This window comes from Erwinia sp. L03-1 (assembly GCF_058686115.1).
The window spans coordinates 374,943-397,945 of the sequence record NZ_CM178762.1 but is presented as its reverse complement, the minus strand read 5'-3'; the positions used below and the strand labels follow the sequence as shown (position 1 = coordinate 397,945).

The 23,003-nt window shown below is 50.5% G+C and carries 39 protein-coding genes; 5 read left to right on the top strand and 34 right to left on the bottom strand.

Going from position 1 to position 23,003, the window contains the following annotated elements; all coding sequences use genetic code 11:
- Window positions 1–3: 3 nt before the first annotated feature.
- Window positions 4–477, bottom strand: a complete 474-nt coding sequence (gene smg, locus AC4PCC_RS01850) for a DUF494 family protein Smg (protein ID WP_067709976.1) — start codon at window positions 475–477, stop codon at window positions 4–6.
- Window positions 449–1,567, bottom strand: a complete 1,119-nt coding sequence (gene dprA / locus AC4PCC_RS01845) for a DNA-protecting protein DprA (RefSeq protein WP_492126211.1) — start codon at window positions 1,565–1,567, stop codon at window positions 449–451. Before dprA ends, smg begins: the two co-directional genes overlap by 29 nt.
- Before the next feature lie 127 nt (window positions 1,568–1,694).
- Between dprA and def the strand changes: the two genes are divergently transcribed.
- The 5 genes from def (at window position 1,695) to mscL (ending at window position 6,483) form a co-directional block, all read left to right on the top strand.
- On the top strand, window positions 1,695–2,204 hold the full coding sequence (gene def / locus AC4PCC_RS01840) for a peptide deformylase (RefSeq protein WP_067709972.1): 510 nt from the start codon (window positions 1,695–1,697) through the stop codon (window positions 2,202–2,204).
- Between the two features lie 24 nt (window positions 2,205–2,228).
- On the top strand, window positions 2,229–3,173 hold the full coding sequence (gene fmt / locus AC4PCC_RS01835) for a methionyl-tRNA formyltransferase (RefSeq protein ID WP_345829208.1): 945 nt from the start codon (window positions 2,229–2,231) through the stop codon (window positions 3,171–3,173).
- 47 nt (window positions 3,174–3,220) lie between these two features.
- Window positions 3,221–4,510 carry a 16S rRNA (cytosine(967)-C(5))-methyltransferase RsmB gene (rsmB, locus tag AC4PCC_RS01830; protein ID WP_492126210.1) on the top strand — a complete coding sequence of 430 codons (1,290 nt, stop codon included), beginning with the start codon at window positions 3,221–3,223 and terminating at the stop codon, window positions 4,508–4,510.
- 62 nt (window positions 4,511–4,572) lie between these two features.
- On the top strand, window positions 4,573–5,949 hold the full coding sequence (gene trkA, locus AC4PCC_RS01825; RefSeq protein ID WP_345829209.1) for a Trk system potassium transporter TrkA: 1,377 nt from the start codon (window positions 4,573–4,575) through the stop codon (window positions 5,947–5,949).
- A 123-nt stretch (window positions 5,950–6,072) separates the two neighbouring features.
- The gene (mscL, locus tag AC4PCC_RS01820; RefSeq protein ID WP_067709963.1) at window positions 6,073–6,483 is read left to right on the top strand and encodes a large-conductance mechanosensitive channel protein MscL; all 411 of its coding nucleotides are present in this window, start codon (window positions 6,073–6,075) and stop codon (window positions 6,481–6,483) included.
- Window positions 6,484–6,524: 41 nt separating this feature from the next.
- Here mscL and AC4PCC_RS01815 read toward each other — a convergent pair whose 3' ends face one another.
- From AC4PCC_RS01815 to tuf, 32 genes are all read right to left on the bottom strand, one after another.
- Window positions 6,525–6,731, bottom strand: a complete 207-nt coding sequence (locus AC4PCC_RS01815) for an alternative ribosome-rescue factor A (RefSeq protein ID WP_492126209.1) — start codon at window positions 6,729–6,731, stop codon at window positions 6,525–6,527.
- Window positions 6,732–6,784: 53 nt separating this feature from the next.
- A complete protein-coding gene (zntR, locus tag AC4PCC_RS01810) occupies window positions 6,785–7,204 on the bottom strand; it encodes a Zn(2+)-responsive transcriptional regulator (protein ID WP_067709962.1) in 420 nt (139 codons plus the stop codon).
- Window positions 7,204–7,575: a DnaJ family domain-containing protein gene (locus AC4PCC_RS01805; RefSeq protein WP_345829211.1), complete on the bottom strand. Its 372-nt coding sequence runs from the start codon at window positions 7,573–7,575 to the stop codon at window positions 7,204–7,206. The genes zntR and AC4PCC_RS01805 overlap by 1 nt, the downstream gene beginning before the upstream one ends.
- A 112-nt stretch (window positions 7,576–7,687) precedes the next feature.
- Window positions 7,688–8,074 carry a 50S ribosomal protein L17 gene (rplQ, locus tag AC4PCC_RS01800; protein ID WP_003850180.1) on the bottom strand — a complete coding sequence of 129 codons (387 nt, stop codon included), beginning with the start codon at window positions 8,072–8,074 and terminating at the stop codon, window positions 7,688–7,690.
- A gap of 40 nt (window positions 8,075–8,114) precedes the next feature.
- Complete coding sequence (locus tag AC4PCC_RS01795) at window positions 8,115–9,104, bottom strand: DNA-directed RNA polymerase subunit alpha (protein ID WP_067709958.1); 990 nt, start codon at window positions 9,102–9,104, stop codon at window positions 8,115–8,117.
- A gap of 25 nt (window positions 9,105–9,129) precedes the next feature.
- Window positions 9,130–9,750: a 30S ribosomal protein S4 gene (rpsD, locus tag AC4PCC_RS01790; protein WP_004160561.1), complete on the bottom strand. Its 621-nt coding sequence runs from the start codon at window positions 9,748–9,750 to the stop codon at window positions 9,130–9,132.
- Between the two features lie 32 nt (window positions 9,751–9,782).
- Window positions 9,783–10,172 (bottom strand): 30S ribosomal protein S11, encoded by a 390-nt coding sequence (gene rpsK / locus AC4PCC_RS01785; protein WP_034899652.1) that lies wholly within the window; start codon window positions 10,170–10,172, stop codon window positions 9,783–9,785.
- 16 nt (window positions 10,173–10,188) lie between these two features.
- Window positions 10,189–10,545: a 30S ribosomal protein S13 gene (gene rpsM / locus AC4PCC_RS01780; RefSeq protein ID WP_067709956.1), complete on the bottom strand. Its 357-nt coding sequence runs from the start codon at window positions 10,543–10,545 to the stop codon at window positions 10,189–10,191.
- A gap of 145 nt (window positions 10,546–10,690) precedes the next feature.
- Complete coding sequence (rpmJ, locus tag AC4PCC_RS01775; RefSeq protein ID WP_020322760.1) at window positions 10,691–10,807, bottom strand: 50S ribosomal protein L36; 117 nt, start codon at window positions 10,805–10,807, stop codon at window positions 10,691–10,693.
- A 31-nt stretch (window positions 10,808–10,838) separates the two neighbouring features.
- Complete coding sequence (secY, locus tag AC4PCC_RS01770; RefSeq protein ID WP_067709952.1) at window positions 10,839–12,170, bottom strand: preprotein translocase subunit SecY; 1,332 nt, start codon at window positions 12,168–12,170, stop codon at window positions 10,839–10,841.
- 7 nt (window positions 12,171–12,177) lie between these two features.
- The gene (rplO, locus tag AC4PCC_RS01765) at window positions 12,178–12,612 is read right to left on the bottom strand and encodes a 50S ribosomal protein L15 (RefSeq protein WP_067709950.1); all 435 of its coding nucleotides are present in this window, start codon (window positions 12,610–12,612) and stop codon (window positions 12,178–12,180) included.
- A 3-nt stretch (window positions 12,613–12,615) separates the two neighbouring features.
- Window positions 12,616–12,795, bottom strand: coding sequence for a 50S ribosomal protein L30 (gene rpmD / locus AC4PCC_RS01760; RefSeq protein WP_024966590.1), 180 nt, complete (start codon window positions 12,793–12,795; stop codon window positions 12,616–12,618).
- A 6-nt stretch (window positions 12,796–12,801) separates the two neighbouring features.
- A complete protein-coding gene (gene rpsE, locus AC4PCC_RS01755) occupies window positions 12,802–13,302 on the bottom strand; it encodes a 30S ribosomal protein S5 (protein WP_067709948.1) in 501 nt (166 codons plus the stop codon).
- 14 nt (window positions 13,303–13,316) lie between these two features.
- The gene (gene rplR, locus AC4PCC_RS01750; RefSeq protein WP_024966588.1) at window positions 13,317–13,670 is read right to left on the bottom strand and encodes a 50S ribosomal protein L18; all 354 of its coding nucleotides are present in this window, start codon (window positions 13,668–13,670) and stop codon (window positions 13,317–13,319) included.
- A gap of 9 nt (window positions 13,671–13,679) precedes the next feature.
- Window positions 13,680–14,213 (bottom strand): 50S ribosomal protein L6, encoded by a 534-nt coding sequence (gene rplF / locus AC4PCC_RS01745; RefSeq protein ID WP_067709945.1) that lies wholly within the window; start codon window positions 14,211–14,213, stop codon window positions 13,680–13,682.
- Window positions 14,214–14,224: 11 nt separating this feature from the next.
- Window positions 14,225–14,617 (bottom strand): 30S ribosomal protein S8, encoded by a 393-nt coding sequence (rpsH, locus tag AC4PCC_RS01740; protein WP_067709943.1) that lies wholly within the window; start codon window positions 14,615–14,617, stop codon window positions 14,225–14,227.
- A gap of 33 nt (window positions 14,618–14,650) precedes the next feature.
- On the bottom strand, window positions 14,651–14,956 hold the full coding sequence (gene rpsN, locus AC4PCC_RS01735; RefSeq protein WP_067709941.1) for a 30S ribosomal protein S14: 306 nt from the start codon (window positions 14,954–14,956) through the stop codon (window positions 14,651–14,653).
- A gap of 14 nt (window positions 14,957–14,970) precedes the next feature.
- Window positions 14,971–15,510 (bottom strand): 50S ribosomal protein L5, encoded by a 540-nt coding sequence (rplE, locus tag AC4PCC_RS01730; RefSeq protein ID WP_067709940.1) that lies wholly within the window; start codon window positions 15,508–15,510, stop codon window positions 14,971–14,973.
- A 14-nt stretch (window positions 15,511–15,524) separates the two neighbouring features.
- On the bottom strand, window positions 15,525–15,839 hold the full coding sequence (gene rplX / locus AC4PCC_RS01725) for a 50S ribosomal protein L24 (protein ID WP_067709938.1): 315 nt from the start codon (window positions 15,837–15,839) through the stop codon (window positions 15,525–15,527).
- Between the two features lie 10 nt (window positions 15,840–15,849).
- Complete coding sequence (gene rplN, locus AC4PCC_RS01720; protein ID WP_004160583.1) at window positions 15,850–16,221, bottom strand: 50S ribosomal protein L14; 372 nt, start codon at window positions 16,219–16,221, stop codon at window positions 15,850–15,852.
- 166 nt (window positions 16,222–16,387) lie between these two features.
- Window positions 16,388–16,642 carry a 30S ribosomal protein S17 gene (gene rpsQ / locus AC4PCC_RS01715; protein ID WP_067709937.1) on the bottom strand — a complete coding sequence of 85 codons (255 nt, stop codon included), beginning with the start codon at window positions 16,640–16,642 and terminating at the stop codon, window positions 16,388–16,390.
- Entirely contained in the window at window positions 16,642–16,833 is a 192-nt protein-coding gene (gene rpmC, locus AC4PCC_RS01710) for a 50S ribosomal protein L29 (protein ID WP_024966580.1), read from the bottom strand. Before rpmC ends, rpsQ begins: the two co-directional genes overlap by 1 nt.
- Window positions 16,833–17,243 carry a 50S ribosomal protein L16 gene (gene rplP / locus AC4PCC_RS01705; protein ID WP_032116388.1) on the bottom strand — a complete coding sequence of 137 codons (411 nt, stop codon included), beginning with the start codon at window positions 17,241–17,243 and terminating at the stop codon, window positions 16,833–16,835. Before rplP ends, rpmC begins: the two co-directional genes overlap by 1 nt.
- Window positions 17,244–17,255: 12 nt before the next feature.
- Window positions 17,256–17,954, bottom strand: coding sequence for a 30S ribosomal protein S3 (gene rpsC / locus AC4PCC_RS01700; protein WP_002919766.1), 699 nt, complete (start codon window positions 17,952–17,954; stop codon window positions 17,256–17,258).
- A gap of 17 nt (window positions 17,955–17,971) precedes the next feature.
- The gene (gene rplV, locus AC4PCC_RS01695) at window positions 17,972–18,304 is read right to left on the bottom strand and encodes a 50S ribosomal protein L22 (RefSeq protein WP_067709934.1); all 333 of its coding nucleotides are present in this window, start codon (window positions 18,302–18,304) and stop codon (window positions 17,972–17,974) included.
- Between the two features lie 14 nt (window positions 18,305–18,318).
- Window positions 18,319–18,597 (bottom strand): 30S ribosomal protein S19, encoded by a 279-nt coding sequence (gene rpsS / locus AC4PCC_RS01690; RefSeq protein ID WP_013204132.1) that lies wholly within the window; start codon window positions 18,595–18,597, stop codon window positions 18,319–18,321.
- Window positions 18,598–18,613: 16 nt separating this feature from the next.
- Entirely contained in the window at window positions 18,614–19,435 is an 822-nt protein-coding gene (rplB, locus tag AC4PCC_RS01685) for a 50S ribosomal protein L2 (RefSeq protein ID WP_345829230.1), read from the bottom strand.
- A gap of 17 nt (window positions 19,436–19,452) precedes the next feature.
- Window positions 19,453–19,755 carry a 50S ribosomal protein L23 gene (gene rplW, locus AC4PCC_RS01680; protein ID WP_067709930.1) on the bottom strand — a complete coding sequence of 101 codons (303 nt, stop codon included), beginning with the start codon at window positions 19,753–19,755 and terminating at the stop codon, window positions 19,453–19,455.
- A complete protein-coding gene (rplD, locus tag AC4PCC_RS01675) occupies window positions 19,752–20,357 on the bottom strand; it encodes a 50S ribosomal protein L4 (protein ID WP_056232449.1) in 606 nt (201 codons plus the stop codon). Before rplD ends, rplW begins: the two co-directional genes overlap by 4 nt.
- Window positions 20,358–20,367: 10 nt before the next feature.
- Window positions 20,368–20,997 (bottom strand): 50S ribosomal protein L3, encoded by a 630-nt coding sequence (gene rplC, locus AC4PCC_RS01670; RefSeq protein ID WP_067709929.1) that lies wholly within the window; start codon window positions 20,995–20,997, stop codon window positions 20,368–20,370.
- Window positions 20,998–21,029: 32 nt separating this feature from the next.
- On the bottom strand, window positions 21,030–21,341 hold the full coding sequence (gene rpsJ, locus AC4PCC_RS01665; RefSeq protein WP_001181005.1) for a 30S ribosomal protein S10: 312 nt from the start codon (window positions 21,339–21,341) through the stop codon (window positions 21,030–21,032).
- A gap of 418 nt (window positions 21,342–21,759) precedes the next feature.
- Window positions 21,760–22,944 carry an elongation factor Tu gene (tuf, locus tag AC4PCC_RS01660; protein ID WP_345829233.1) on the bottom strand — a complete coding sequence of 395 codons (1,185 nt, stop codon included), beginning with the start codon at window positions 22,942–22,944 and terminating at the stop codon, window positions 21,760–21,762.
- Between the last annotated feature and the right edge of the window lie 59 nt (window positions 22,945–23,003).

The window sequence follows — 23,003 nt, the reverse complement described above, 5'->3', positions numbered from 1 at the left end:
CTCCTAGTGCACAATTCCTTCATTGACGTCGAAAAGAAGTTCTTCCACCTTTTGATAAGCGTTTTCACATCCAGGGATGTTAAACAGCACCATCAATACAACCCATTTGAGATCCTCAAGATCAAACTCAAGTGTATCCAGCGCCATTATACGTTCGATAACCATTTCGCGGGTTTCAAGATTAAGTACCTGTATTTGCTCCAGGAACAAAATAAAACCCCGGCAGTTGGCATCTAAACGCTGGCTCTCTTCATCGGTGTAGATACGCATAGACAGCGGATCGGTCGCGAGCAGAATTGGCGCAACTAAGCCGTCCTGATAATCTGCAAGCTTTTCCAACCAGTTCAACGCATTATAAATGTCTTCACGATGAAAACCTGCATCGGTCAAATCGTCTGTCAATTTATCCTGATCAACGCGCATTTCTGCTTCGCTATGGATATACGTTTCAAATAAGTACATTAGTACGTCGAACATGGCTTGCCCTCCTCAATCGGACATAGCCGCCGGGTACAGCTGCGATCCACCCTGCTAACTCCAACTCAAGCAGCTTAGCTACGATGGCTGGCACAGGTTGGCCGGCACGTTCAGCGACGACGTCAACAGGTGTAACCTCATCTCCTACGTTAGTCAACACATCGGCAAATGGCAATGCCGTATTACCCTCGTCGGCAGAATATGTTGGTTGAGGGTCGGGTAACCAGTCCAGTTCACTATTGAGTTGTTCAAGAATAGTATTGGGATGAGCAGTTAACAGTGCGCCCTGCTGAATGAGCCAGTTCGTGCCTTCACTGCCCGGGTTACCAATAGCACCCGGTAATGCGAAGATTTCCCGATTTTGTTCTAACGCCAGTCGTGCCGTAACCAGAGAACCACTCTTCATACATGCTTCGACGACTAATACCCCGAGGCTGAGCCCGCTGATAATTCTGTTGCGCTGTGGGAAATGGTAAGGCATGGGGCGCGCGGATAAAGGGAATTCAGACACCAGCGCTCCCCCTCCCGCGATAATATCTTTAGCCAGTTGAGCATGACGGCGGGGATAGATACATTTCAGCCCGCTGCCTAAGACGGCAAGCGTTTTGCCTTTGACCTCCAGCGTAGCGCGATGAGCCACGCTGTCGATACCCAGCGCCAGGCCGCTGGTAATAGTCAGGCCGCTTAATGCGAGCGCCTGAGCGAAACAGGTTCCCCAACATCTGCCATAAGGCGAGCAGTTACGGCTACCCACAATCGCAATTTGCGGCGTTGAAAGGAGCCCTGGGTCGCCTTCAACGAAGAGTATCGTCGGGAAGTCGGCTATCTGCCTTAACCGCTCAGGATAGAGTGGACTGGCACAGGTAATAAAATAGCGTTGGGGCTGCTCAAGCCAGTTAAGGGCTTCAGAAATAATGGTACGGTCATAATAAAGGAAGGCTTCCTTTTGCACTGGCGAAAAACCGATTAAGCCCAATTCCCTCTCTGTTACCGCTGGCTGGAGAAGCAACATTTCAACAATCTGCTGACAGTGCTGACGTGGTAAACCCTTAACGCACGAGAGGCGTAACCAAATCTCCATGGGTGTCATTGCTACATCCTTGTCAGAGGCCTCTCAGCCCCTCCCTAACCGAGCAGGAATGCTGTCAATCATGCCCTGAAATGTCTACAATAAGAGTTATAAACATCTAATCCCTTGAACACAGATCTGGAAAGTTATGTCAGTTTTACAGGTATTACATTTTCCTGACGAGCGCCTACGCACCGTCGCGAAACCCGTTAAAGAAGTCGATGCTAATGTCCAGCGTATCGTGGATGATATGTTCGAAACGATGTACGCCGAGGAAGGCATTGGTCTGGCTGCCACCCAGGTTGATATCCATCAGCGTATTATTGTTATCGATGTTTCTGAGAATCGTGATGAGCGCCTGGTGTTGATTAACCCGGAAATGCTTGAAAAGAGCGGCGAAACAGGTATTGAAGAGGGATGTCTTTCTATTCCTGAGCAGCGCGCGCTGGTTCCCCGCGCCGAGAAGGTAAAAATACGCGCTTTGAACCGTGAAGGCATTAGCTTCGAGCTTGAAGCGGATGACCTGCTTGCGATTTGTATCCAGCACGAGATGGATCATCTGGTCGGCAAACTGTTTATTGATTATCTGTCGCCAATGAAGCGCCAGCGTATCCGTCAGAAACTGGAAAAACTTTATCGCCAGAGCGCGCGTGATTAACCCGTGCCATTAAAAGGTAAGAGCGTGTCTGACTCCCTGAAAATTATTTTTGCCGGAACACCCGATTTTGCCGCGCGCCATCTTGCTGCGCTACTGTCATCCGGCCACAACGTAGTGGGTGTTTTCACCCAGCCGGACCGCCCTGCCGGGCGTGGCAATAAGCTCACGGCCAGTCCGGTTAAACAGCTTGCAGAGCAGCATGGTCTGCCTGTTTTCCAGCCTAAATCACTGCGTCCCGAAGAGAATCAGCAATGGGTTGCCCAGCTTCATGCTGATGTTATGGTCGTGGTCGCCTACGGCCTGATTTTACCGGAGGCGGTGCTGGCAATGCCTCGTCTGGGCTGCATAAACGTGCATGGCTCACTCCTTCCCAAATGGCGCGGCGCGGCGCCTATTCAGCGTTCATTGTGGGCAGGGGACAGTGAAACCGGCGTCACTATTATGCAAATGGACGTCGGCCTGGATACCGGCGATATGCTGCGTAAGCTCTCCTGTCCGATTGAGCCTGAGGATACCAGCGCCTCGCTGTACAACAAGCTCGCTGACCTGGGTCCTAAGGGCATGTTGGATACCCTCGCGCAGCTCGCCAGCGGAACGGCCGTTCCTGAGGTGCAGAACGAAGCACTGGTTAGCTACGCAGAAAAACTGAGTAAAGAAGAAGCCAGGCTGGACTGGTCGCTATCTGCGTCACAGCTTGAACGCTGCATTCGCGCCTTTAATCCATGGCCAGTCAGTTATTTTGTCGTTGACGAGCAACCGGTGAAAGTATGGAAAGCATCGGTTCTGCCGCACGTGGATAAACAGGCTGGTGAGATAGTCCAGGCTGATAAAAGGGGTATTCAGGTTGCAACGGCAGACGGCGTACTGAATATCGAAGAGCTCCAGCCTGCGGGTAAAAAAGCCATGCCGGTTCAGGATCTCCTCAATTCCCGCCGTGACTGGTTCATTCCGGGCAATATCCTTGCCTGATACATCGCCCGGCTTTATGTCGGGCTGATTTTGACTTGCGATCCCTTATGAAAAAAATGACTAATTTGCGCAGCGTTGCTGCCCAGACCATTGAGAAAGTGGTCGAGCAGGGGCAGTCCCTGAGCAATGTACTGCCCGCTGCCCAGAAGTCCCTTGCGGAAAAAGATGGCGCTCTGCTTCAGGAGCTCTGTTATGGCGTGTTGCGTACGCTTCCTCAGCTTGAGTGGCTGATCGGCCAGCTAATGGAGCGACCTTTAACAGGAAAACAACGCACCATACATTTTTTGATTATGGTTGGGCTTTATCAGCTGATATTTACTCGTATACCTGCCCACGCCGCGCTGGCTGAAACGGTGGAAGGTGCCGTCGCTCTGAAACGCCAGCAGTTTAAAGGGGTTATTAACGGCGTGCTGCGTCAGTTCCTGCGCCAGCAGGAAGCCCTCACTGAGGCAATGAATAGCGATGAGCGTAACCACCTCCATCCTAAATGGCTGCTGACGAGGCTACAACTGGCATGGCCCGATCGATGGCGTCAGATTGTTGACGCTAATAACCAGCGACCGCCTATGTGGCTGCGGGTTAACCGGCAGCATCATACCCGTGATGCCTGGCTCTCTCTTCTACAGGATGCGGGTAAAAGCGCTGTCCCGCATCCTGAGCACCCCGACGCGCTGAGGCTTGAAGTCCCCTGTGGTGTAAGCCAGCTGCCGGGCTTCGCCGGGGGATGGGTGACGGTTCAGGATGCTTCAGCCCAGGGCTGTGTATCACTGCTGGATCCACAGAATGGTGAATCGATTCTGGATCTGTGTGCTGCACCTGGCGGAAAAACGACCCATATCCTCGAAGCGGCACCACAGGCAACCGTGTTGGCTGTGGATGTTGATGCCCAGCGGCTTTCCCGTATCAGTGAAAATCTTCAGCGACTTAATTTGTCAGCCGACGTTAAAGTCGGCGATGGCAGAACACCGGCAGAATGGTGCGGAGAAACCCAGTTTGACCGCATTCTGCTTGATGCGCCCTGCTCTGCCACCGGCGTAATACGACGTCATCCTGACATTAAATGGTTACGTCGTGACCGTGATATCGCAGAGCTCGTAGCATTGCAGGCAAATATTCTGGATGCCATCTGGCCACATCTCAAAACCAGTGGCACTCTACTTTATGCCACCTGTTCAGTATTGCCGGAAGAGAACCACTTGCAGATCGCCGCATTTATGACGCGACATAATGATGCTGTGCATATTGAGATTGGCGATACCACCTTAGCGGGTCGGCAAGTTTTCCCCGATCCAGCCGGTGGCGATGGCTTCTACTATGCGAAGTTAATAAAGAAATAAACGTTGGGCCATGCGATATTCCACGTGGCCCTTAATGGCCCCAACAATCAGACTGAAGCATAATGAAAATAATCATTCTTGGCGCTGGTCAGGTGGGTGGTACCCTCGCTGAAAACCTGGTAGGCGAAAATAACGATATCACGGTCGTAGACACTAATGCGATTCGCCTTCGCCAGCTACAGGATAAGTACGACCTGCGGGTGGTTCAGGGTCATGGTTCTCATCCGCGCGTACTGCGTGAAGCTGGCGCGGAAGATGCTGATATGCTGGTGGCAGTAACCAATTCTGATGAAACGAATATGGTCGCCTGCCAGGTTGCCTATTCTCTGTTTAATACCCCAAACCGCATCGCCCGCATACGTGCGCCGGATTATATCCGTGATGCAGATAAGCTTTTCATTCCTGAAGCGGTGCCAATTGATCATCTGATCTCTCCCGAACAGCTGGTTATTGATAATATTTACCGCCTAATCGAGTATCCCGGTGCACTGCAGGTGGTAAATTTCGCTGAGGGCAAAGTCAGCCTTGCGGTAGTCAAAGCGTATTACGGTGGGCCCCTGGTAGGGAATGCACTTTCCGTCATGCGCGATCATATGCCGCATATAGATACGCGTGTGGCGGCGATTTTCCGCCAGGACAGGCCCATTCGCCCTCAGGGTTCAACCATCGTTGAAGCCGGGGATGAAGTATTCTTCATTGCGGCCAGCCAGCATATCAGAGCGGTGATGAGCGAGTATCAGCGGCTGGAGAAGCCTTATAAGCGCATTATGATCGTAGGCGGGGGTAATATAGGTTCCGGTTTAGCCCTGCGTCTTGAGAAAAATTACAGCGTAAAACTGATTGAACGCGATCAGCAACGCGCGGCCGAGCTGGCTGAACTCTTACAGAATACCATTGTGTTTTACGGAGATGCGTCCGATCAGGAACTGCTTGCCGAGGAACACATCGATCAGATCGATCTTTTTATCGCGATCACTAATGATGATGAAGCCAACATTATGTCAGCGATGCTGGCTAAAAAGATGGGGGCCAAAAAGGTGATGGTACTGATCCAGCGTAAGGCCTATGTCGATCTGGTTCAGGGTAGCGTCATAGATATCGCTATATCCCCGCAGCAGGCAACAATCTCGGCGTTATTAGGGCATGTGCGTAAGGCTGATATTGTCGGGGTATCATCGCTGCGCCGTGGCGTAGCAGAAGCCATTGAGGCGATTGCTCACGGCGATGAGACAACCTCCCGGGTTGTAGGGCGGGAAATCAACGATATTAAACTGCCTCCCGGTACGCTAATTGGCGCGGTTGTGCGTGGCGATGACGTCATGATCGCCAATAACAACCTGCGCATTGAGCAGGGAGATCACGTTATCATGTTCCTTACGGACAAAAAGTTTGTGGGAGATGTTGAAAGGCTCTTTCAGCCTAGTCCCTTTTTCCTCTGACAGTTCGAGCGGCCTTCTCACTGTCACCCCCTCCGGGGTGGCGGCTTAAATTTTTCCGCTTCATTCTGGTAAAAACGGGATCGTTTGTTAGACTTATCATCTGGTAAAGGATTGGAGAGAACAATGAGTTTATTCAAAGAGTTTCGTGATTTCGCCATGCGCGGCAATGTTGTCGACCTGGCAGTTGGTGTCATTATTGGTGCGGCATTCGGTAAAATTGTTTCCTCACTGGTGGCAAACATCATTATGCCACCGCTGGGTCTTTTAATCGGGGGAGTGGACTTCAAATCGTTCGCCTGGGTACTTAAGCCTGCGGTTGGCGATACACCCGCGGTCGTAATGCAGTACGGTATTTTTATTCAGACCGTGTTTGATTTTGTTATCGTCGCGTTCGCCATCTTTATGGCTATCAAGCTGATGAACAAACTGCATAAGAAAAAGGAAGTGGAAAAACCCGCTCCGAAGCCCAGTGTCGAAGAAACCCTTCTCACTGAAATTCGCGATTTGCTGAAACAGCAGAATGGTCAGCCCTGATTACGACTTTCTTATTAAGAAAACCGCCGACGGCGGTTTTTTTATGCCCAGAAAATCAGAAGGCCAGTGGTAAAGCTCTCTTTACCACTGGCCTCCCAGTTACCCTTTTTAGCGTGTTTGTCTTTACGCCGGAAGCTGCCCTTACCCTTGTGGTTCACTTCGATCCTGACTTTAAACAAAGGATCGTGCAGTAATGCTTCAATCGCATTATCGCGGATCACACCTTTTTTGTGTTGATAACCTGACATCTTTTGCTCCTTAATGAGTAACGGCAAGAATATAGAGCCCACCCGATAAAAAATCAATCTACTACAGCAATTTCACCTTTTTCCAGCGCTTCGAGGATCGAACAGTAGAGGCTACTGTGTGAAGTGCCGCAGCACGCATCATTCAGTCTTTTCAACGAACGTTGCATATTCTGTAGCTCAGTAATCATCCCTTCTACTTCCAACAACCGTTTCTTCACGATACCCTTCGATTCCTCGCAGGTATGATGCGCGGGATCCACGCGGATCGACAGTAATTCTCGTATTGCTTCAAGGCTAAACCCCAGCTGTCTCCCATAGCGAATAAATTTCAGTCGCTGTAAATCATTGTCGCTGTAGAGGCGAAAACCACCTTCAGTACGGATTTCATGATCCATCATCTGCTGCTTTTCGTAGTAGCGGATAGTATCTGGTGTCACATCGGCCAGTTTGGCCAGTTGACCAATTTTAAACATCACTCCTCTCCTTTAAAATGTCGATGGACACGGTTGCTATAATCGCCCTGTAAAAATGCAGTACTCATCCCAGCCTGCCTGAGTTTCATTTCCAGTAAAACCAGCCGCTTTGCACATTGCTCATAGCTGTCATCATCGGGTGTAAGCCCTGCCAGTAATTGGTCCAGCTCGACCGCTTCGCGCCGTATTTCAAGCTCTGGTGGAAGATAACCGGAATTTTTCATCAGTCGATATGCTGCACGTAGCTCGGGGGGAACGTGGCTGTCGTCATCCAGTACAAGCTTTTTGCCGCTACCCGAAAGACCATCCAGTTCACCATTCTTTTGCGCTTCGGCAATGTGCTGCTCAACCAACTGATCTATTAGCCACATAATTCACCCGCAGTAACGGAAGGGAAGACATAAGGATAAAGCTTGAAGAGGATGAGGGGAATTTCGGACATAAAAAAACCGGGCAAGCCCGGTTTTTCCAACATACAGCAGATTACTCTGCTGCAGCTTCTGCTTGAGCTTCTGGACGATCAACCAGCTCGATGTAAGCCATCGGAGCGTTGTCACCAGCGCGGAAGCCACACTTCAGAATACGAGTGTAACCACCGGCACGGCTCGCAAAACGCGGGCCCAGCTCGTTAAACAGTTTTGCCACGATCTCGTTATCACGAGTGCGGGCGAATGCCAGACGACGATTAGCTACGCTGTCGGTCTTGGCAAGAGTAATCAGCGGCTCAACTACACGACGCAGCTCTTTCGCTTTTGGCAAGGTCGTCTTGATGATCTCATGACGAACCAAAGAGCCAGCCATGTTGCGGAACATAGCCTGACGATGGCTGCTGTTGCGGTTCAGTTGACGACCACTCTTACGATGGCGCATGACCTTATCCTTCTCAGTGAAACCTTAACCTGTGATCGGGTTATTCATCAGCAATGCTAGCGGGCGGCCAGTTTTCCAGGCGCATGCCCAGAGACAAACCACGAGAAGCCAGCACATCTTTAATCTCGGTAAGAGATTTTTTACCAAGGTTAGGCGTTTTAAGCAGCTCAACCTCAGTACGCTGTACCAGATCACCGATGTAGTGGATAGCTTCTGCCTTAAGGCAGTTAGCAGAGCGGACAGTCAATTCCAGATCGTCAACAGGGCGCAGCAGGATCGGATCGAATTCTGGTTTCTCTTCTTTCACTTCCGGCTGACGTACATCACGTAAGTCAACGAAAGCTTCGAGTTGTTCTGCCAGGATGGTTGCCGCACGGCGGATCGCTTCTTCAGGATCAATAGTGCCGTTGGTTTCCATTTCGATGACCAGCTTGTCCAGGTCAGTGCGCTGTTCAACACGCGCTGCTTCAACATTGTAGGCGATACGCTCTACAGGGCTGTAACAGGCGTCGACTAACAGACGACCGATCGGGCGCTCATCTTCTTCCGAATGAATTCGGGCAGAAGCCGGCACATAACCACGACCACGCTGAACTTTGATACGCATGCTGATAGCAGCGTTTTCATCGGTCAGATGGCAGATCACGTGCTGCGGCTTGACGATTTCGACATCACCATCATGGGTGATATCGGCTGCAGTCACAGGGCCAATGCCAGATTTATTCAGAGTAAGAACAACTTCATCTTTCCCCTGAACTCTTACCGCCAGCCCTTTCAGGTTGAGCAGGATTTCCAGGATATCTTCCTGTACGCCCTCTTTGGTGCTGTACTCATGTAGTACACCATCAATTTCAACCTCGGTCACCGCGCAACCCGGCATTGATGAAAGCAGAATACGGCGCAGTGCGTTACCAAGAGTATGGCCAAAGCCACGCTCTAAAGGCTCAAGGGTCACCTTGGCGTGCGTCGAACTCACTTGCTCGATATCTACCAGGCGCGGTTTTAGAAACTCTGTCACAGAACCCTGCATTGTGTCCTCTCTTTGGTACTAAGCTTTACTTGGAGTAAAGCTCGACGATCAGGTGTTCGTTAATGTCCGCAGACAGATCGGTACGTTCAGGAATACGCTTGAACACACCTTCCATCTTAGTTGCATCAACTTCCAGCCAGGTTGGCTTTTCACGCTGTTCAGCCAGCTCCAGAGCGGCTTTCACGCGAGACTGCTTTTTGGCTTTCTCACGGATGCTAACAACGTCATTCGGAGTTACCTGATAAGAAGCGATGCTAACAACGCGGCCATTTACCATGATAGATTTGTGGCTAACCAGCTGGCGTGCTTCTGCACGAGTGGCGCCAAAGCCCATACGATAAACAACGTTGTCCAGACGACCTTCCAGCAGAGCTAACAGGTTTTCACCCGTGTTGCCTTTCAGACGTGCAGCTTCTTTATAATAGTTACGGAACTGACGCTCCAGCACGCCGTAGATACGACGAACTTTCTGCTTTTCACGTAACTGTACGCCATAATCAGACAGACGCGGTTTACGCGCACCGTGCTGACCAGGAGCTTGTTCAATCTTACACTTGGTATCAATCGCGCGAACACCAGACTTCAAAAAGAGGTCTGTACCTTCGCGACGGCTCAGCTTGAGCTTAGGACCCAAATATCTTGCCATTTTCTTTCTCCAACATTCCTAAAAAACGGGCGTTATACGCGACGTTTTTTCGGCGGACGACAACCGTTGTGAGGGATCGGAGTCACATCAGTAATATTCGTGATGCGGAAACCAGCAGCGTTCAGAGCACGAATCGTAGACTCGCGGCCTGGACCTGGACCCTTAACCATAACTTCCAGGTTCTTAATACCGTACTCTTTCACGGCGTCAGCACAGCGTTCAGCAGCAACCTGAGCTGCAAACGGAGTCGACTTACGAGAACCACGGAAACCGGAACCACCGGCTGTTGCCCAACCCAACGCATTACCCTGACGATCGGTAATAGTCACGATGGTGTTGTTAAAAGACGCATGGACATGAGCCACGCCATCAGAGACTTGCTTTCTTACACGCTTACGTGCACGAACTGGTGCCTTTGCCATTATTCAATCACCCCGATTATTTCTTGATCGGTTTACGCGGACCCTTGCGGGTACGTGCGTTGGTCTTGGTACGCTGACCGCGCACTGGAAGACCACGACGATGACGTAAACCACGATAGCAACCAAGGTCCATAAGACGCTTGATGCTCAGGGTGACTTCACGACGCAGATCGCCTTCAACAACAAATTTTGATACTGCATCACGCAGAATATCGATTTGCTCTTCAGACAGCTCACTGATCTTAACATTTTCTGCAATACCCGTTGATGCACAGATAGCCTGTGAGCGGGTCTTGCCGATACCGAAAATTGCAGTTAACGCGATAACGGTATGTTTATGATCAGGAATGTTAATGCCTGCTATACGGGCCACTATGCACTCCTACTATTCAAATATGCGTCCCATGCCGAAAAGCCCGTTTTCAGGATACTCAAATGGGAAACGCATAGACATACAAAAGATTGGCTGGCTAATCTAGCCAGCTCAACCCGACTTTGCAAGAAAAATATGCGAATAATCAGCCTTGACGCTGTTTATGCTTAGGCTCGGCGCTGCAAATCACACGTACGACACCATCACGACGGACGATTTTGCAGTTACGACATAATTTCTTGACGGAAGCACGAACTTTCATTTTTACTCTCCGTAACTTCTCAAGCGCCTGATTAACGGCCGTAGCCTTTCAGGTTTGCTTTCTTCAATGCAGACTCATATTGACTGGACATCATCAGAGTTTGCACTTGAGCCATAAAGTCCATGATGACAACGACTACAATCAGCAGCGATGTACCGCCGAAGTAGAATGGAACTTTCATCGCATCACGCATGAACTCCGGGATCAGGCAGATAAAGGTAATGTAGAGCGCACCAACCAGAGTCAGGCGTGTCATTACTTTATCAATATACTTCGCCGTCTGTTCTCCCGGACGAATTCCTGGAACAAATGCACCAGACTTCTTCAGGTTATCTGCTGTTTCACGTGGGTTGAAAACCAACGCGGTATAAAAGAAACAGAAGAAGATGATTGCAGTCGCATAGAGTAACACATAAAGCGGCTGTCCGGGCTGCAAATACATTGAAATAGTTGTCAGCCAGTTCCAACCGGTACCGCCACCGAACCATGATGCAATCGTGGCCGGAAACAGAATGATACTGGAAGCAAAGATTGCTGGGATAACCCCGGCCATATTCACTTTCAGTGGTAAATGTGTGCTCTGTGCAGCATAGACTCGACGGCCTTGCTGACGTTTCGCATAGTTCACCACAATGCGGCGTTGACCACGCTCAACGAAAACAACGAAGAAGGTCACTGCAAATACGAGAACTGCAACCAACAGCAACAGGAGGAAGTGCAGGTCGCCTTGCCGTGCTTGCTCGATGGTATGGCCAATGGCCGGCGGCAATCCCGCAACAATACCCGCGAAGATAATGATTGAGATACCGTTACCGATACCTCGTTCAGTTATCTGTTCACCCAGCCACATCAGGAACATTGTTCCGGTGACCAGGCTAACAACAGCAGTGAAGTAGAAAGCAAAGCCTGGGTTTAATACCAGGCCCTGCATTCCAGGCATATTCGGTAAACCGGTAGCAATACCGACCGACTGAAATATACCTAATACCAGAGTACCGTAGCGGGTGTACTGGCTAATCTTGCGACGACCAGCCTCCCCTTCTTTCTTAATTTCTGCTAACGCTGGATGAACCACCGTCAGCAGCTGGATAATAATAGAGGCCGAAATGTACGGCATAATACCCAGGGCAAAGATAGAAGCACGGCTCAGAGCACCACCAGAGAACATGTTAAACATTTCAATGATGGTGCCACGCTGTTGCTCAAGCAGTTTGGCAAGTACAGTGGCATCGATACCAGGGATTGGAATAAAAGAGCCAATGCGGAAAACAATTAGTGCACCAATCACAAACAGAAGTCTGCGTTTCAGTTCACCAAAACCACCTTTGGCACTTTGAAAATCTAATCCTGGTTGCTTAGCCATCTGCTACTTATTCCTCAATTGTACCGCCAGCAGCTTCGATTGCAGCACGTGCGCCTTTAGTGACACGCAGACCACGAACCGTAACCGGTGCAGCGACTTCGCCAGACAGGATAATCTTAGCGAACTCAATCTGAATACCGACAATGTTGGCAGCTTTCAGCGTGTTCAGGTCGACGATGCCGCCTTCAACTCGCGCCAGGTCAGACAGACGAACTTCTGCCGTAACCATAGCTTTACGTGAGGTGAAGCCGAACTTAGGCAGACGACGGTACAGAGGCATCTGGCCACCTTCGAAACCGCGACGTACGCCACCGCCAGAACGTGAGTTCTGACCTTTGTGACCACGACCAGCGGTCTTGCCGAGGCCAGAACCGATACCACGACCTACACGCTTCGCAGCGTGTTTAGACCCTTCGGCCGGAGACAGAGTATTTAAACGCATCTGTTACTCCTCCACTTTAACCATGTAGGAAATCGCGTTAACCATGCCGCGTACTGCTGGCGTGTCTTCACGCTCTACGGTGTGGTTAATACGACGCAGACCCAGGCCAAGCAGCGTTGCCTTGTGTTTTGGCAGACGACCGATTGCACTACGGGTTTGAGTAATTTTAATAGTCTTAGCCATGGTCAATTATCCCAGAATGTCTTCAACGGATTTACCACGCTTGGCAGCGACCATTTCTGGAGAACTCATATTGCCCAGGCCATCCAGCGTTGCACGAACCACGTTAATCGGGTTAGTGGAACCATAGGCTTTAGCCAGAACGTTATGAACCCCAGCGACTTCCAGAACGGCGCGCATTGCACCACCGGCAATGATACCGGTACCTTCAGAAGCCGGCTGCATGAACACGCGAGAACCCGTGTGCACGCCCTTAACAGGGTGCTGCAGGGTGCCGTTGTTCAGCGCGACGTTAATCATATTGCGACGAGCTTTTTCCATCGCTTTCTGGATCGCTGCTGGAACTTCACGCGCTTTACCGTAACCAAAACCGATGCGACCGTTACCGTCACCTACCACTGTCAGAGCAGTGAAGGAGAAAATACGACCACCTTTTACGGTTTTAGATACGCGATTTACCGCGATCAGCTTTTCCTGCAGTTCGCCAGCTTGTTTTTCGATGTGTGCCATCTTACACCTCTACCTTAGAACTGTAGGCCAGCTTCACGGGCAGCATCTGCCAGTGCCTGGACACGACCATGATATTGGAAACCAGAGCGGTCGAAAGAAACACCAGTGATGCCTTTTTCGATTGCGCGCTCAGCAACTGCTTTACCAACAGCTGCAGCGGCGTCTTTGTTTCCTGTGTACTTCAGTTGCTCACTGATTGCTTTTTCTACTGTAGAAGCAGCGACCAGGACTTCAGAGCCATTTGATGCAATTACCTGTGCGTAAATATGACGCGGGGTACGATGTACCACCAGGCGAGTTGCACCCAGCTCTTTGAGCTTGCGGCGTGCGCGGGTCGCACGACGGATACGAGCAGATTTCTTATCCATAGTGTTACCTTACTTCTTCTTAGCCTCTTTGGTACGCACGACTTCGTCGGCGTAACGAACACCCTTGCCTTTATAAGGCTCAGGACGACGGTAGGCGCGAATATCAGCTGCAACTTGTCCAATCAGCTGCTTATCAGCGCCCTTGAGCACGATTTCAGTCTGAGAAGGACATTCAGCAGTGATTCCCGCTGGCAGCTCGTGGTCAACAGGGTGAGAGAAGCCAAGAGCTAAACTCACGGAGTTGCCTTTAACGGCCGCACGATAACCTACACCAACCAGCTGCAACTTCTTAGAGAAGCCTTCGGTAACACCGATAACCATACCATTCAGCAGTGCACGAGAAGTACCAGCCTGCGCCCAACCATCCGCAAAACCTTCGCGTGGAGCGAAAGTCAGGGTGTTGTCAGCATGCTTAACTTCTACAGCTTTGTTGATAGTACGAGTCAGCTCGCCGTTTTTACCTTTAATCGAAATAACCTGACCGTCGAGTTTTATCTCTACGCCGGCAGGAATGACGACAGGTGCTTTAGCAACACGAGACATTCTTTCCTCCGTTAAGCTACGTAGCAGATAATTTCGCCACCAAGACCAGCCTGGCGCGCTGCACGATCGGTCATGACACCTTTAGAGGTAGAAATAACAGCGATACCCAGTCCTGCCATAACTTTTGGCAGCTCGTCTTTGCGTTTGTAGATGCGCAGACCTGGACGACTAACACGCTGAATGCTTTCTACCACTGCCTTGCCCTGGAAATACTTAAGAGTCAGTTCCAGTTCTGGCTTGGTGTCGCCTTCGATTTTAAATTCTTCAATATATCCTTCTTCCTTCAGCACGTTGGCGATTGCCACTTTCAGCTTGGAGGAAGGCATGGTGACCGCTACTTTATTCGCGGATTGACCGTTACGGATACGGGTCAGCATATCCGCGATCGGATCTTGCATGCTCATCTGTCTTTACTCCCGTGATTCAATTGGTGACAATTACCAGCTAGCCTTTTTAAGACCCGGGATCTCACCGCGCATTGCGGCTTCACGGACCTTGATACGGCTCAACCCGAACTTCCGCAGGAAAGCATGCGGACGACCAGTTTGGCGGCAGCGGTTACGCTGACGGGACGGGCTGGAATCACGCGGCAGAGTCTGCAGCTTAAGAACAGCATTCCAACGTTCTTCGTCGGATGAGTTCACACTAGAGATGATAGCTTTCAATTCCTCGCGTTTTGCGCGGTATTTATCAGCCAGTTTTACGCGAACGACTTCGCGTGCCTTCATCGATTGCTTAGCCATGAAGTAACCCTACCTTACTTGCGGAACGGGAAGTCAAAGGCAGCCAGCAGAGCACGGCCTTCATCGTCAGATTTCGCAGTAGTGGTAATGGTAATATCCAAACCACGAACGCGATCGACCTTGTCATAGTCGATTTCTGGGAAGATGATCTGCTCACGAACGCCCATGCTGTAGTTACCACGGCCGTCGAATGACTTAGCGGACAAGCCACGGAAGTCACGGATACGTGGAACAGCAATAGAAATCAGACGCTCAAAGAACTCCCACATGCGCTCGCCACGCAGAGTCACTTTACAGCCGATCGGATAGCCCTGACGGATTTTGAAGCCTGCAACTGATTTGCGTGCTTTGGTGATAAACGGCTTTTGACCGGAGATTGCTGCTAAGTCAGCTGCTGCGTTATCCAGCAGTTTCTTATCAGCGATCGCTTCACCCACACCCATATTCAGGGTGATCTTCTCGACCCGAGGGACTTGCATGACAGAATTGTAGCTAAACTCAGTCATGAGTTTGTTAACTACTTCGTCTTTGTAGTAATCATGCAGTTTCGCCATCGTACTACTCCAAATTACTTGATAGTTTCGCTGTTAGACTTGAAGAAACGGACTTTTTTGCCGTCTTCGAATCTAAAGCCTACACGGTCAGCCTTACCGGTGGCAGTGTTGTAAAGCGCAACGTTAGAAACCTGCACAGCAGCTTCCTTTTCAACGATGCCGCCTGGTTGGTTCAGAGCCGGAACCGGCTTCTGATGTTTCTTCACCAGGTTGATACCTTCAACAATGACCTTGCCAGAAGACAGGACACTTTTAACTTTACCGCGCTTACCTTTATCTTTGCCGGTCAGCACGATAACTTCGTCATCGCGACGGATTTTAGCTGCCATTTTTCGCTCCTTAGAGTACTTCTGGTGCCAGAGAGATAATTTTCATGAACTTTTCAGTACGAAGTTCACGAGTTACCGGCCCAAAAATACGCGTACCGATTGGCTGCTCACTGTTATTATTTAAAATAACGCATGCATTACCATCGAAGCGAATGACAGAACCGTCCGGGCGACGAACACCCTTCCTGGTGCGCACCACTACCGCTTTCAGCACATCACCTTTCTTAACCTTACCGCGAGGAATTGCTTCCTTGATGGTAATTTTGATGATATCGCCTACGCCTGCGTAGCGACGGTGCGAGCCACCCAGAACCTTGATACACATTACGCGACGTGCACCGGAGTTGTCGGCGACGTTCAGCATAGTCTGTTCTTGGATCATTTTAGTGCTCCGCTAATGTCAACTACTACTTCGGGACCTGATTCAGGTCGTTTAAAAGCCCCATAATTGAGGGCGCAGCATTATAACACCGCTTCTCGCATAAGGGTAGAAAAAATAAACGGCTCAATCGAGCCGTTTACCTTATTTTTTAAGAGGGCTAATTCTATTACAGAATCGCTTTCTCTACAACGCGAACCAGCGTCCAGGACTTAGTCTTGGACAGCGGACGGCATTCGCGGATTTCAACCACGTCGCCAGTACCGCATTCGTTGTTCTCGTCGTGTACGTGCAGTTTAGTCGTACGCTTGATGAACTTACCGTAGATAGGGTGTTTCACAAAACGTTCGATAGCGACAACGATGGATTTCTCCATTTTGTTGCTAGTCACACGACCTTGCAGAGTACGGATTTTATCGGTCATTACGCACCCGCCTTCTCAGTCAGTAAAGTCTTAACGCGCGCGACATCACGGCGCACATTCTTCAACAGATGAGTCTGTTGAAGCTGGCCTGATGCCGCCTGCATGCGCAGATTAAACTGCTCACGCAGAAGGTTAAGCAGCTCAGTGTTAAGCTCTTCAACGCTTTTTTCACGCAGCTCTGTTGCTTTCATTACATCACCGTCTTAGTTACAAAGGTGGTTTTGATAGGCAGTTTTGCTGCTGCCAGCTTGAATGCTTCACGGGCCAGCTCTTCCGGCACGCCGTCCATTTCATACAGGACTTTACCAGGCTGGATCAAGGCAACCCAATACTCAACGTTACCTTTACCTTTACCCATACGCACTTCAAGTGGCTTCTCGGTAATTGGTTTGTCCGGGAATACGCGGATCCAAATTTTACCTTGACGCTTAACTGCACGGGTCATAGCACGACGTGCTGCTTCGATCTGACGAGCGGTCAGACGACCACGGCCAACAGCTTTCAGACCGAAAGTACCGAAGCTAACATCCGTGCCGGCAGCCAGACCACGGTTGCGGCCTTTGTGCATTTTACGGAATTTTGTACGCTTTGGTTGTAACATCAGCGACTCTCCTTACTTACGGCCTTTACGCTGCTGCTTTTTAGGTTGAGCAGCCGGTTCCGGTTGTTCAACAGCAGCCATACCACCCAGGATCTCGCCTTTGAAGATCCATACCTTAACGCCGATTACACCGTAAGTGGTGTGCGCTTCAGAGGTGTTGTAGTCAATGTCAGCACGCAGGGTGTGCAACGGCACGCGGCCTTCACGGTACCATTCGGTACGCGCGATTTCAGCACCGCCCAGACGGCCACTAACTTCAACTTTGATCCCTTTAGCGCCCAGACGCATTGCGTTCTGTACTGCACGCTTCATAGCACGACGGAACATCACACGACGCTCCAGCTGTGAAGTGATGCTGTCAGCAACCAATTTAGCGTCCAGTTCCGGTTTACGGACTTCGGCGATATTGATCTGTGCAGGTACGCCAGCGATATCAGCTACGACCTTGCGCAGTTTTTCTACGTCTTCGCCTTTCTTACCGATAACGATACCAGGGCGAGCGGTGTGAATGGTCACACGAATGCTCTTAGCCGGGCGCTCGATAACGATACGAGATACGGACGCTTTTGCCAGTTCTTTAGTCAAAAACTGACGTACTTTAAAGTCGCTGTCCAGGTTGTCAGCGAATTCTTTGGTATTTGCGAACCAGGTAGAGTTCCAGGGTTTAACAATACCCAGGCGAATACCATTAGGATGTACTTTCTGACCCATTGCTAGTCTCCAGAGTCTCAGCGATCGGACACAACCACAGTAATGTGGCTGGTGCGCTTCAGGATGCGATCTGCACGACCTTTTGCACGCGGCATAATGCGCTTCATGCTAGGGCCTTCATCAACGAAGATTTTCGTGATTTTCAGATCATCAATGTCAGCGCCATCGTTGTGTTCGGCGTTAGCAATGGCAGATTCCAGAACTTTTTTGACCAGTACAGCCGCTTTCTTATTGGTGTAGGTCAAAATGTCCAGAGCCTGCGACACTTTCTTACCGCGTACAAGATCTGCTACCAGGCGAACCTTCTGCGCAGAAGAACGAGCGTGGCGATGTTTAGCGATAGTTTCCATCTCTTCCTCCTGCCTTAGCGTTTCTTGGCTTTCTTATCAGCCGTGTGGCCGCGATAAGTACGGGTCGGTGCAAATTCACCCAGTTTGTGACCGACCATTTCATCGGAAACAAAAACAGGAACGTGCTGACGACCATTATGGACAGCGATGGTCAAACCGATCATGTTAGGGAAGATCGTTGAACGACGGGACCAGGTGCGCAAAGGCTTCTTGTCTCCGCTTTCCACCGCTTTCTCTACCTTCTTCAGCAAGTGCAGGTCAATAAAAGGACCTTTCTTGAGAGAACGTGGCATGGCTTATCCTCTAAAATTATTTGCTACGGCGACGTACGATAAATTTATCAGTACGCTTGTTGCTACGGGTCTTCTTACCTTTGGTCTGAACGCCCCACGGTGAAACCGGGTGCTTACCAAAGTTACGACCTTCACCACCACCGTGCGGGTGATCGACTGGGTTCATCGCAGTACCGCGAACGGTAGGACGAACACCGCGCCAACGAGCTGCACCGGCTTTACCCAGAACGCGAAGCATATGCTCAGCGTTACCGACTTCGCCCAGGGTCGCGCGGCAGTCAATTTCGACTTTACGCATTTCACCAGAACGCAGACGCAGGGTAACGTAGGAACCTTCACGCGCAACGATCTGCACGTAAGCACCAGCTGAGCGAGCAATCTGACCGCCTTTGCCTGGTTTCATTTCTACGTTGTGTACGGTAGAACCCACTGGGATGTTACGCATCGGCAGGGTGTTACCTGCTTTGATCGCCGCATCAACGCCAGACTGAATCTGGTCGCCAGCTTTCAGGCCTTTAGGGGCCAGGATGTAACGGCGCTCGCCGTCTTTGTACAGAACCAGCGCGATGTTCGCGGAGCGGTTCGGATCGTACTCAAGACGTTCAACGGTTGCCGGGATACCATCTTTGTTGCGTTTGAAGTCAACAATACGGTAAGCCTGCTTGTGACCACCACCGATATGACGGGTGGTGATACGACCATTGTTGTTACGGCCACCGGATTTGCTGTTTTTTTCTACCAGCGGGGCGAATGGTTTGCCCTTGTGCAGCTCAGGGTTCACCACTTTAACTACGTGGCGACGACCCGGAGATGTCGGTTTACATTTAACAACTGCCATTGTTCTTCTCCTCCGACTTACTCAGCGCCGCCGACGAAGTCCAGATTCTGGCCTTCCTTCAGGGTGACGTAAGCTTTTTTCCAGTCGTTACGACGACCAGTACGCTGTCCGTGGCGTTTAACTTTCCCTTTAACAACCAGGGTGTTAACAACCTCTACTTCCACTTCGAAAAGTTTCTGCACAGCGGCTTTGATTTCTGCTTTGGTCGCATCTTTAGCAACTTTGAGAACGATGGTGTTGGTTTTTTCCATCGCAGCAGACGCTTTTTCAGATACGTGCGGCGCGCGCACGACTTTCAGCAGACGTTCTTCACGGATCATGCCAGCATCTCCTCAACTTGCTTAACTGCGTCAGCAGTCATAACGACTTTGTCGAAGGCGATCAGGCTAACTGGGTCGATACCTGCTGCATCACGAACGTCAACCTTGTACAGGTTACGGGCGGCCAGGAACAGGTTCTCTTCCAGTTCACCAGTGATGATCAGCACGTCTTCCAGCGCCATATCTTTCAGTTTCTCTACCAGCAGCTTAGTTTTAGGCGCTTCGAGAGAGAACTGCTCAACAACGATCAGACGTTCTTGACGTACCAGTTCGGACAGGATGCTTTTCAGCGCGCCGCGGTACATCTTTTTATTTACTTTTTGACTGTGGTCCTGAGGCTTCGCAGCAAAGGTCACACCACCTGAACGCCAGATTGGGCTCTTTACAGAACCTGCACGCGCACGGCCGGTACCTTTCTGGCGCCACGGTTTTTTACCGGAACCAGTTACTTCAGCGCGGGTCTTCTGAGCACGAGTACCTTGACGGGCACCTGCTGCATAAGCAACAACAACCTGGTGTACTAGCGCTTCGTTGAAATCACGACCGAAGGTAGTTTCGGAAACAGTCAGCGCGCTTTGCGCGTCTTTCAATACTAATTCCATTGCTATCCCCTTACGCCTTAACAGCTGGTTTAACGATCAGGTCGCAACCGGTAGCACCGGGTACAGCACCTTTAACCAGCAGCAGGTTGCGCTCAGCGTCAACGCGTACCACGTCCAGGCTCTGAACAGTTACACGTTCGTTGCCCATCTGGCCTGCCATTTTCTTGCCTTTAAACACTTTGCCCGGAGTCTGGTTCTGACCGATAGAACCCGGTACGCGGTGAGACAAGGAGTTACCGTGGGTAGCATCCTGAGTACGGAAGTTCCAGCGCTTAACAGTACCGGCAAAACCTTTACCTTTAGATGTGCCCGTAACGTCAACTTTTTTCACGTCAGCGAAAATATCAACGTTAATGCTCTGACCTACGGTGAACTCTGAACCTTCAGCGGTACGGAATTCCCACAGACCACGGCCAGCTTCTACGCCAGCTTTAGCAAAGTGGCCTGCTTCAGGTTTCGTTACGCGGTTAGCTTTTTTAGCACCGGCAGTTACCTGGATAGCAGTGTAGCCGTCGTTTTCCAGGCTCTTAACCTGAGTCACGCGGTTTGCTTCAATTTCAATCACGGTTACTGGGATAGATACGCCATCTTCAGTGAAGATACGGGTCATGCCCACTTTTTTACCGACTAAACCAATCATTGTTTCAACCTCTCAATCGCTCAATGACCTGATTAACCCAGGCTGATCTGCACGTCAACACCTGCAGCCAGATCCAGACGCATCAGAGCATCAACCGTTTTTTCAGTTGGCTCAACGATGTCAACCAGACGCTTGTGAGTGCGAATTTCATACTGATCGCGCGCATCTTTATTGACGTGCGGAGAGATCAGAACGGTAAAGCGCTCTTTGCGGGTCGGCAGCGGGATGGGACCACGTACCTGCGCACCAGTGCGCTTGGCAGTCTCAACGATTTCCGCAGTTGATTGATCGATCAGACGATGATCAAACGCTTTAAGACGGATACGGATTCTTTGGTTCTGCATGAGACCAGAGCTCCAATTATTTATAAACGAAAAAAATTACTACCCGCACCCATTACGATTGATGGGGGAGTGTAATCGTCTGCACATAACTCCCCAATTGGGAGTATTGTCAGGGTCGCTATTCGCTCTCCTGCGGTTCAGATTGAACCGGGCCGTCATTTCTGACAGGCCCGCGCATTATACGTAGCTCAGCCCGTAAAGCAACCTGTTTCTGGTTCAAAGGGGGAAAGGCTGGGCCGCGCCGGCGGAAATGGCGCTGGAAAGTTATCGCCCTCTGATACGGGCGAGAGAATATCGCGTTGATTTCCCGTACTATCCAGGCCCCCTGCCCTTTCACCAGGGCAAAAAAAAAGAGCACCGAAGTGCTCTCTCTTTTTTGCTATAGCGGCGTAAACGCCGCTATTTCAAGTCTCGACAATTAAGCGATAACTTTAGCAACAACACCCGCACCAACGGTACGACCACCTTCACGGATGGCGAAACGCAGGCCGTCATCCATTGCGATTGGGTGGATCAGGGTAACGATCATCTGAATGTTGTCACCAGGCATGACCATCTCAACGCCTTCTGGCAGTTCGATGGTACCGGTCACGTCAGTTGTACGGAAGTAGAACTGTGGACGGTAGCCTTTGAAGAACGGAGTATGACGGCCGCCTTCATCTTTGGACAGAATATAAACTTCTGACTCAAATTTGGTGTGTGGCTTGATTGAGCCTGGCTTAGCCAGAACCTGGCCACGCTGGATCTCTTCACGCTTGATACCACGCAGAAGAACACCGCAGTTCTCGCCTGCACGACCTTCGTCAAGCAGCTTACGGAACATTTCAACGCCGGTACAGGTTGATTTCACGGTATCTTTGATACCAACGATTTCAACTTCTTCACCAACTTTGATGATACCGCGCTCTACACGACCGGTAACAACGGTACCACGACCGGAGATGGAGAATACATCTTCGATTGGCAGCAGGAACGGCTTGTCAATTGCGCGCTCTGGCTCTGGGATGTAGTTATCCAGATGCTCAGCCAGCTCAATGATCTTAGCTTCCCACTCAGCTTCGCCCTGCAGTGCTTTCAGTGCAGAACCGCGAACGATTGGCAGGTCATCACCAGGGAAGTCGTAGGCAGACAGAAGTTCACGAACTTCCATTTCAACCAGTTCCAGCAGCTCTTCGTCATCAACCATGTCACACTTGTTCATGAACACGATGATGAAAGGAACGCCAACCTGACGACCCAGCAGGATGTGCTCACGGGTCTGAGGCATTGGGCCGTCAGTCGCAGCAACAACCAGGATCGCGCCGTCCATCTGGGCAGCACCGGTGATCATGTTTTTCACATAGTCGGCGTGGCCCGGGCAGTCAACGTGCGCGTAGTGGCGAGTCGGGGTGTCATATTCAACGTGAGAGGTGTTGATGGTGATACCACGTGCTTTTTCTTCTGGTGCGTTATCGATCTGGTCGAATGCGCGTGCAGAACCGCCGTAGGTTTTAGCCAGAACGGTGGTGATAGCTGCAGTCAGGGTAGTTTTACCGTGGTCAACGTGTCCGATAGTACCAACGTTGACGTGCGGTTTGTTACGTTCAAATTTCTCTTTAGCCACGACGATATTCCTTACTTTAATGCTCTCACGCTGCGGTGAGAGCATAGGATCAATATTTT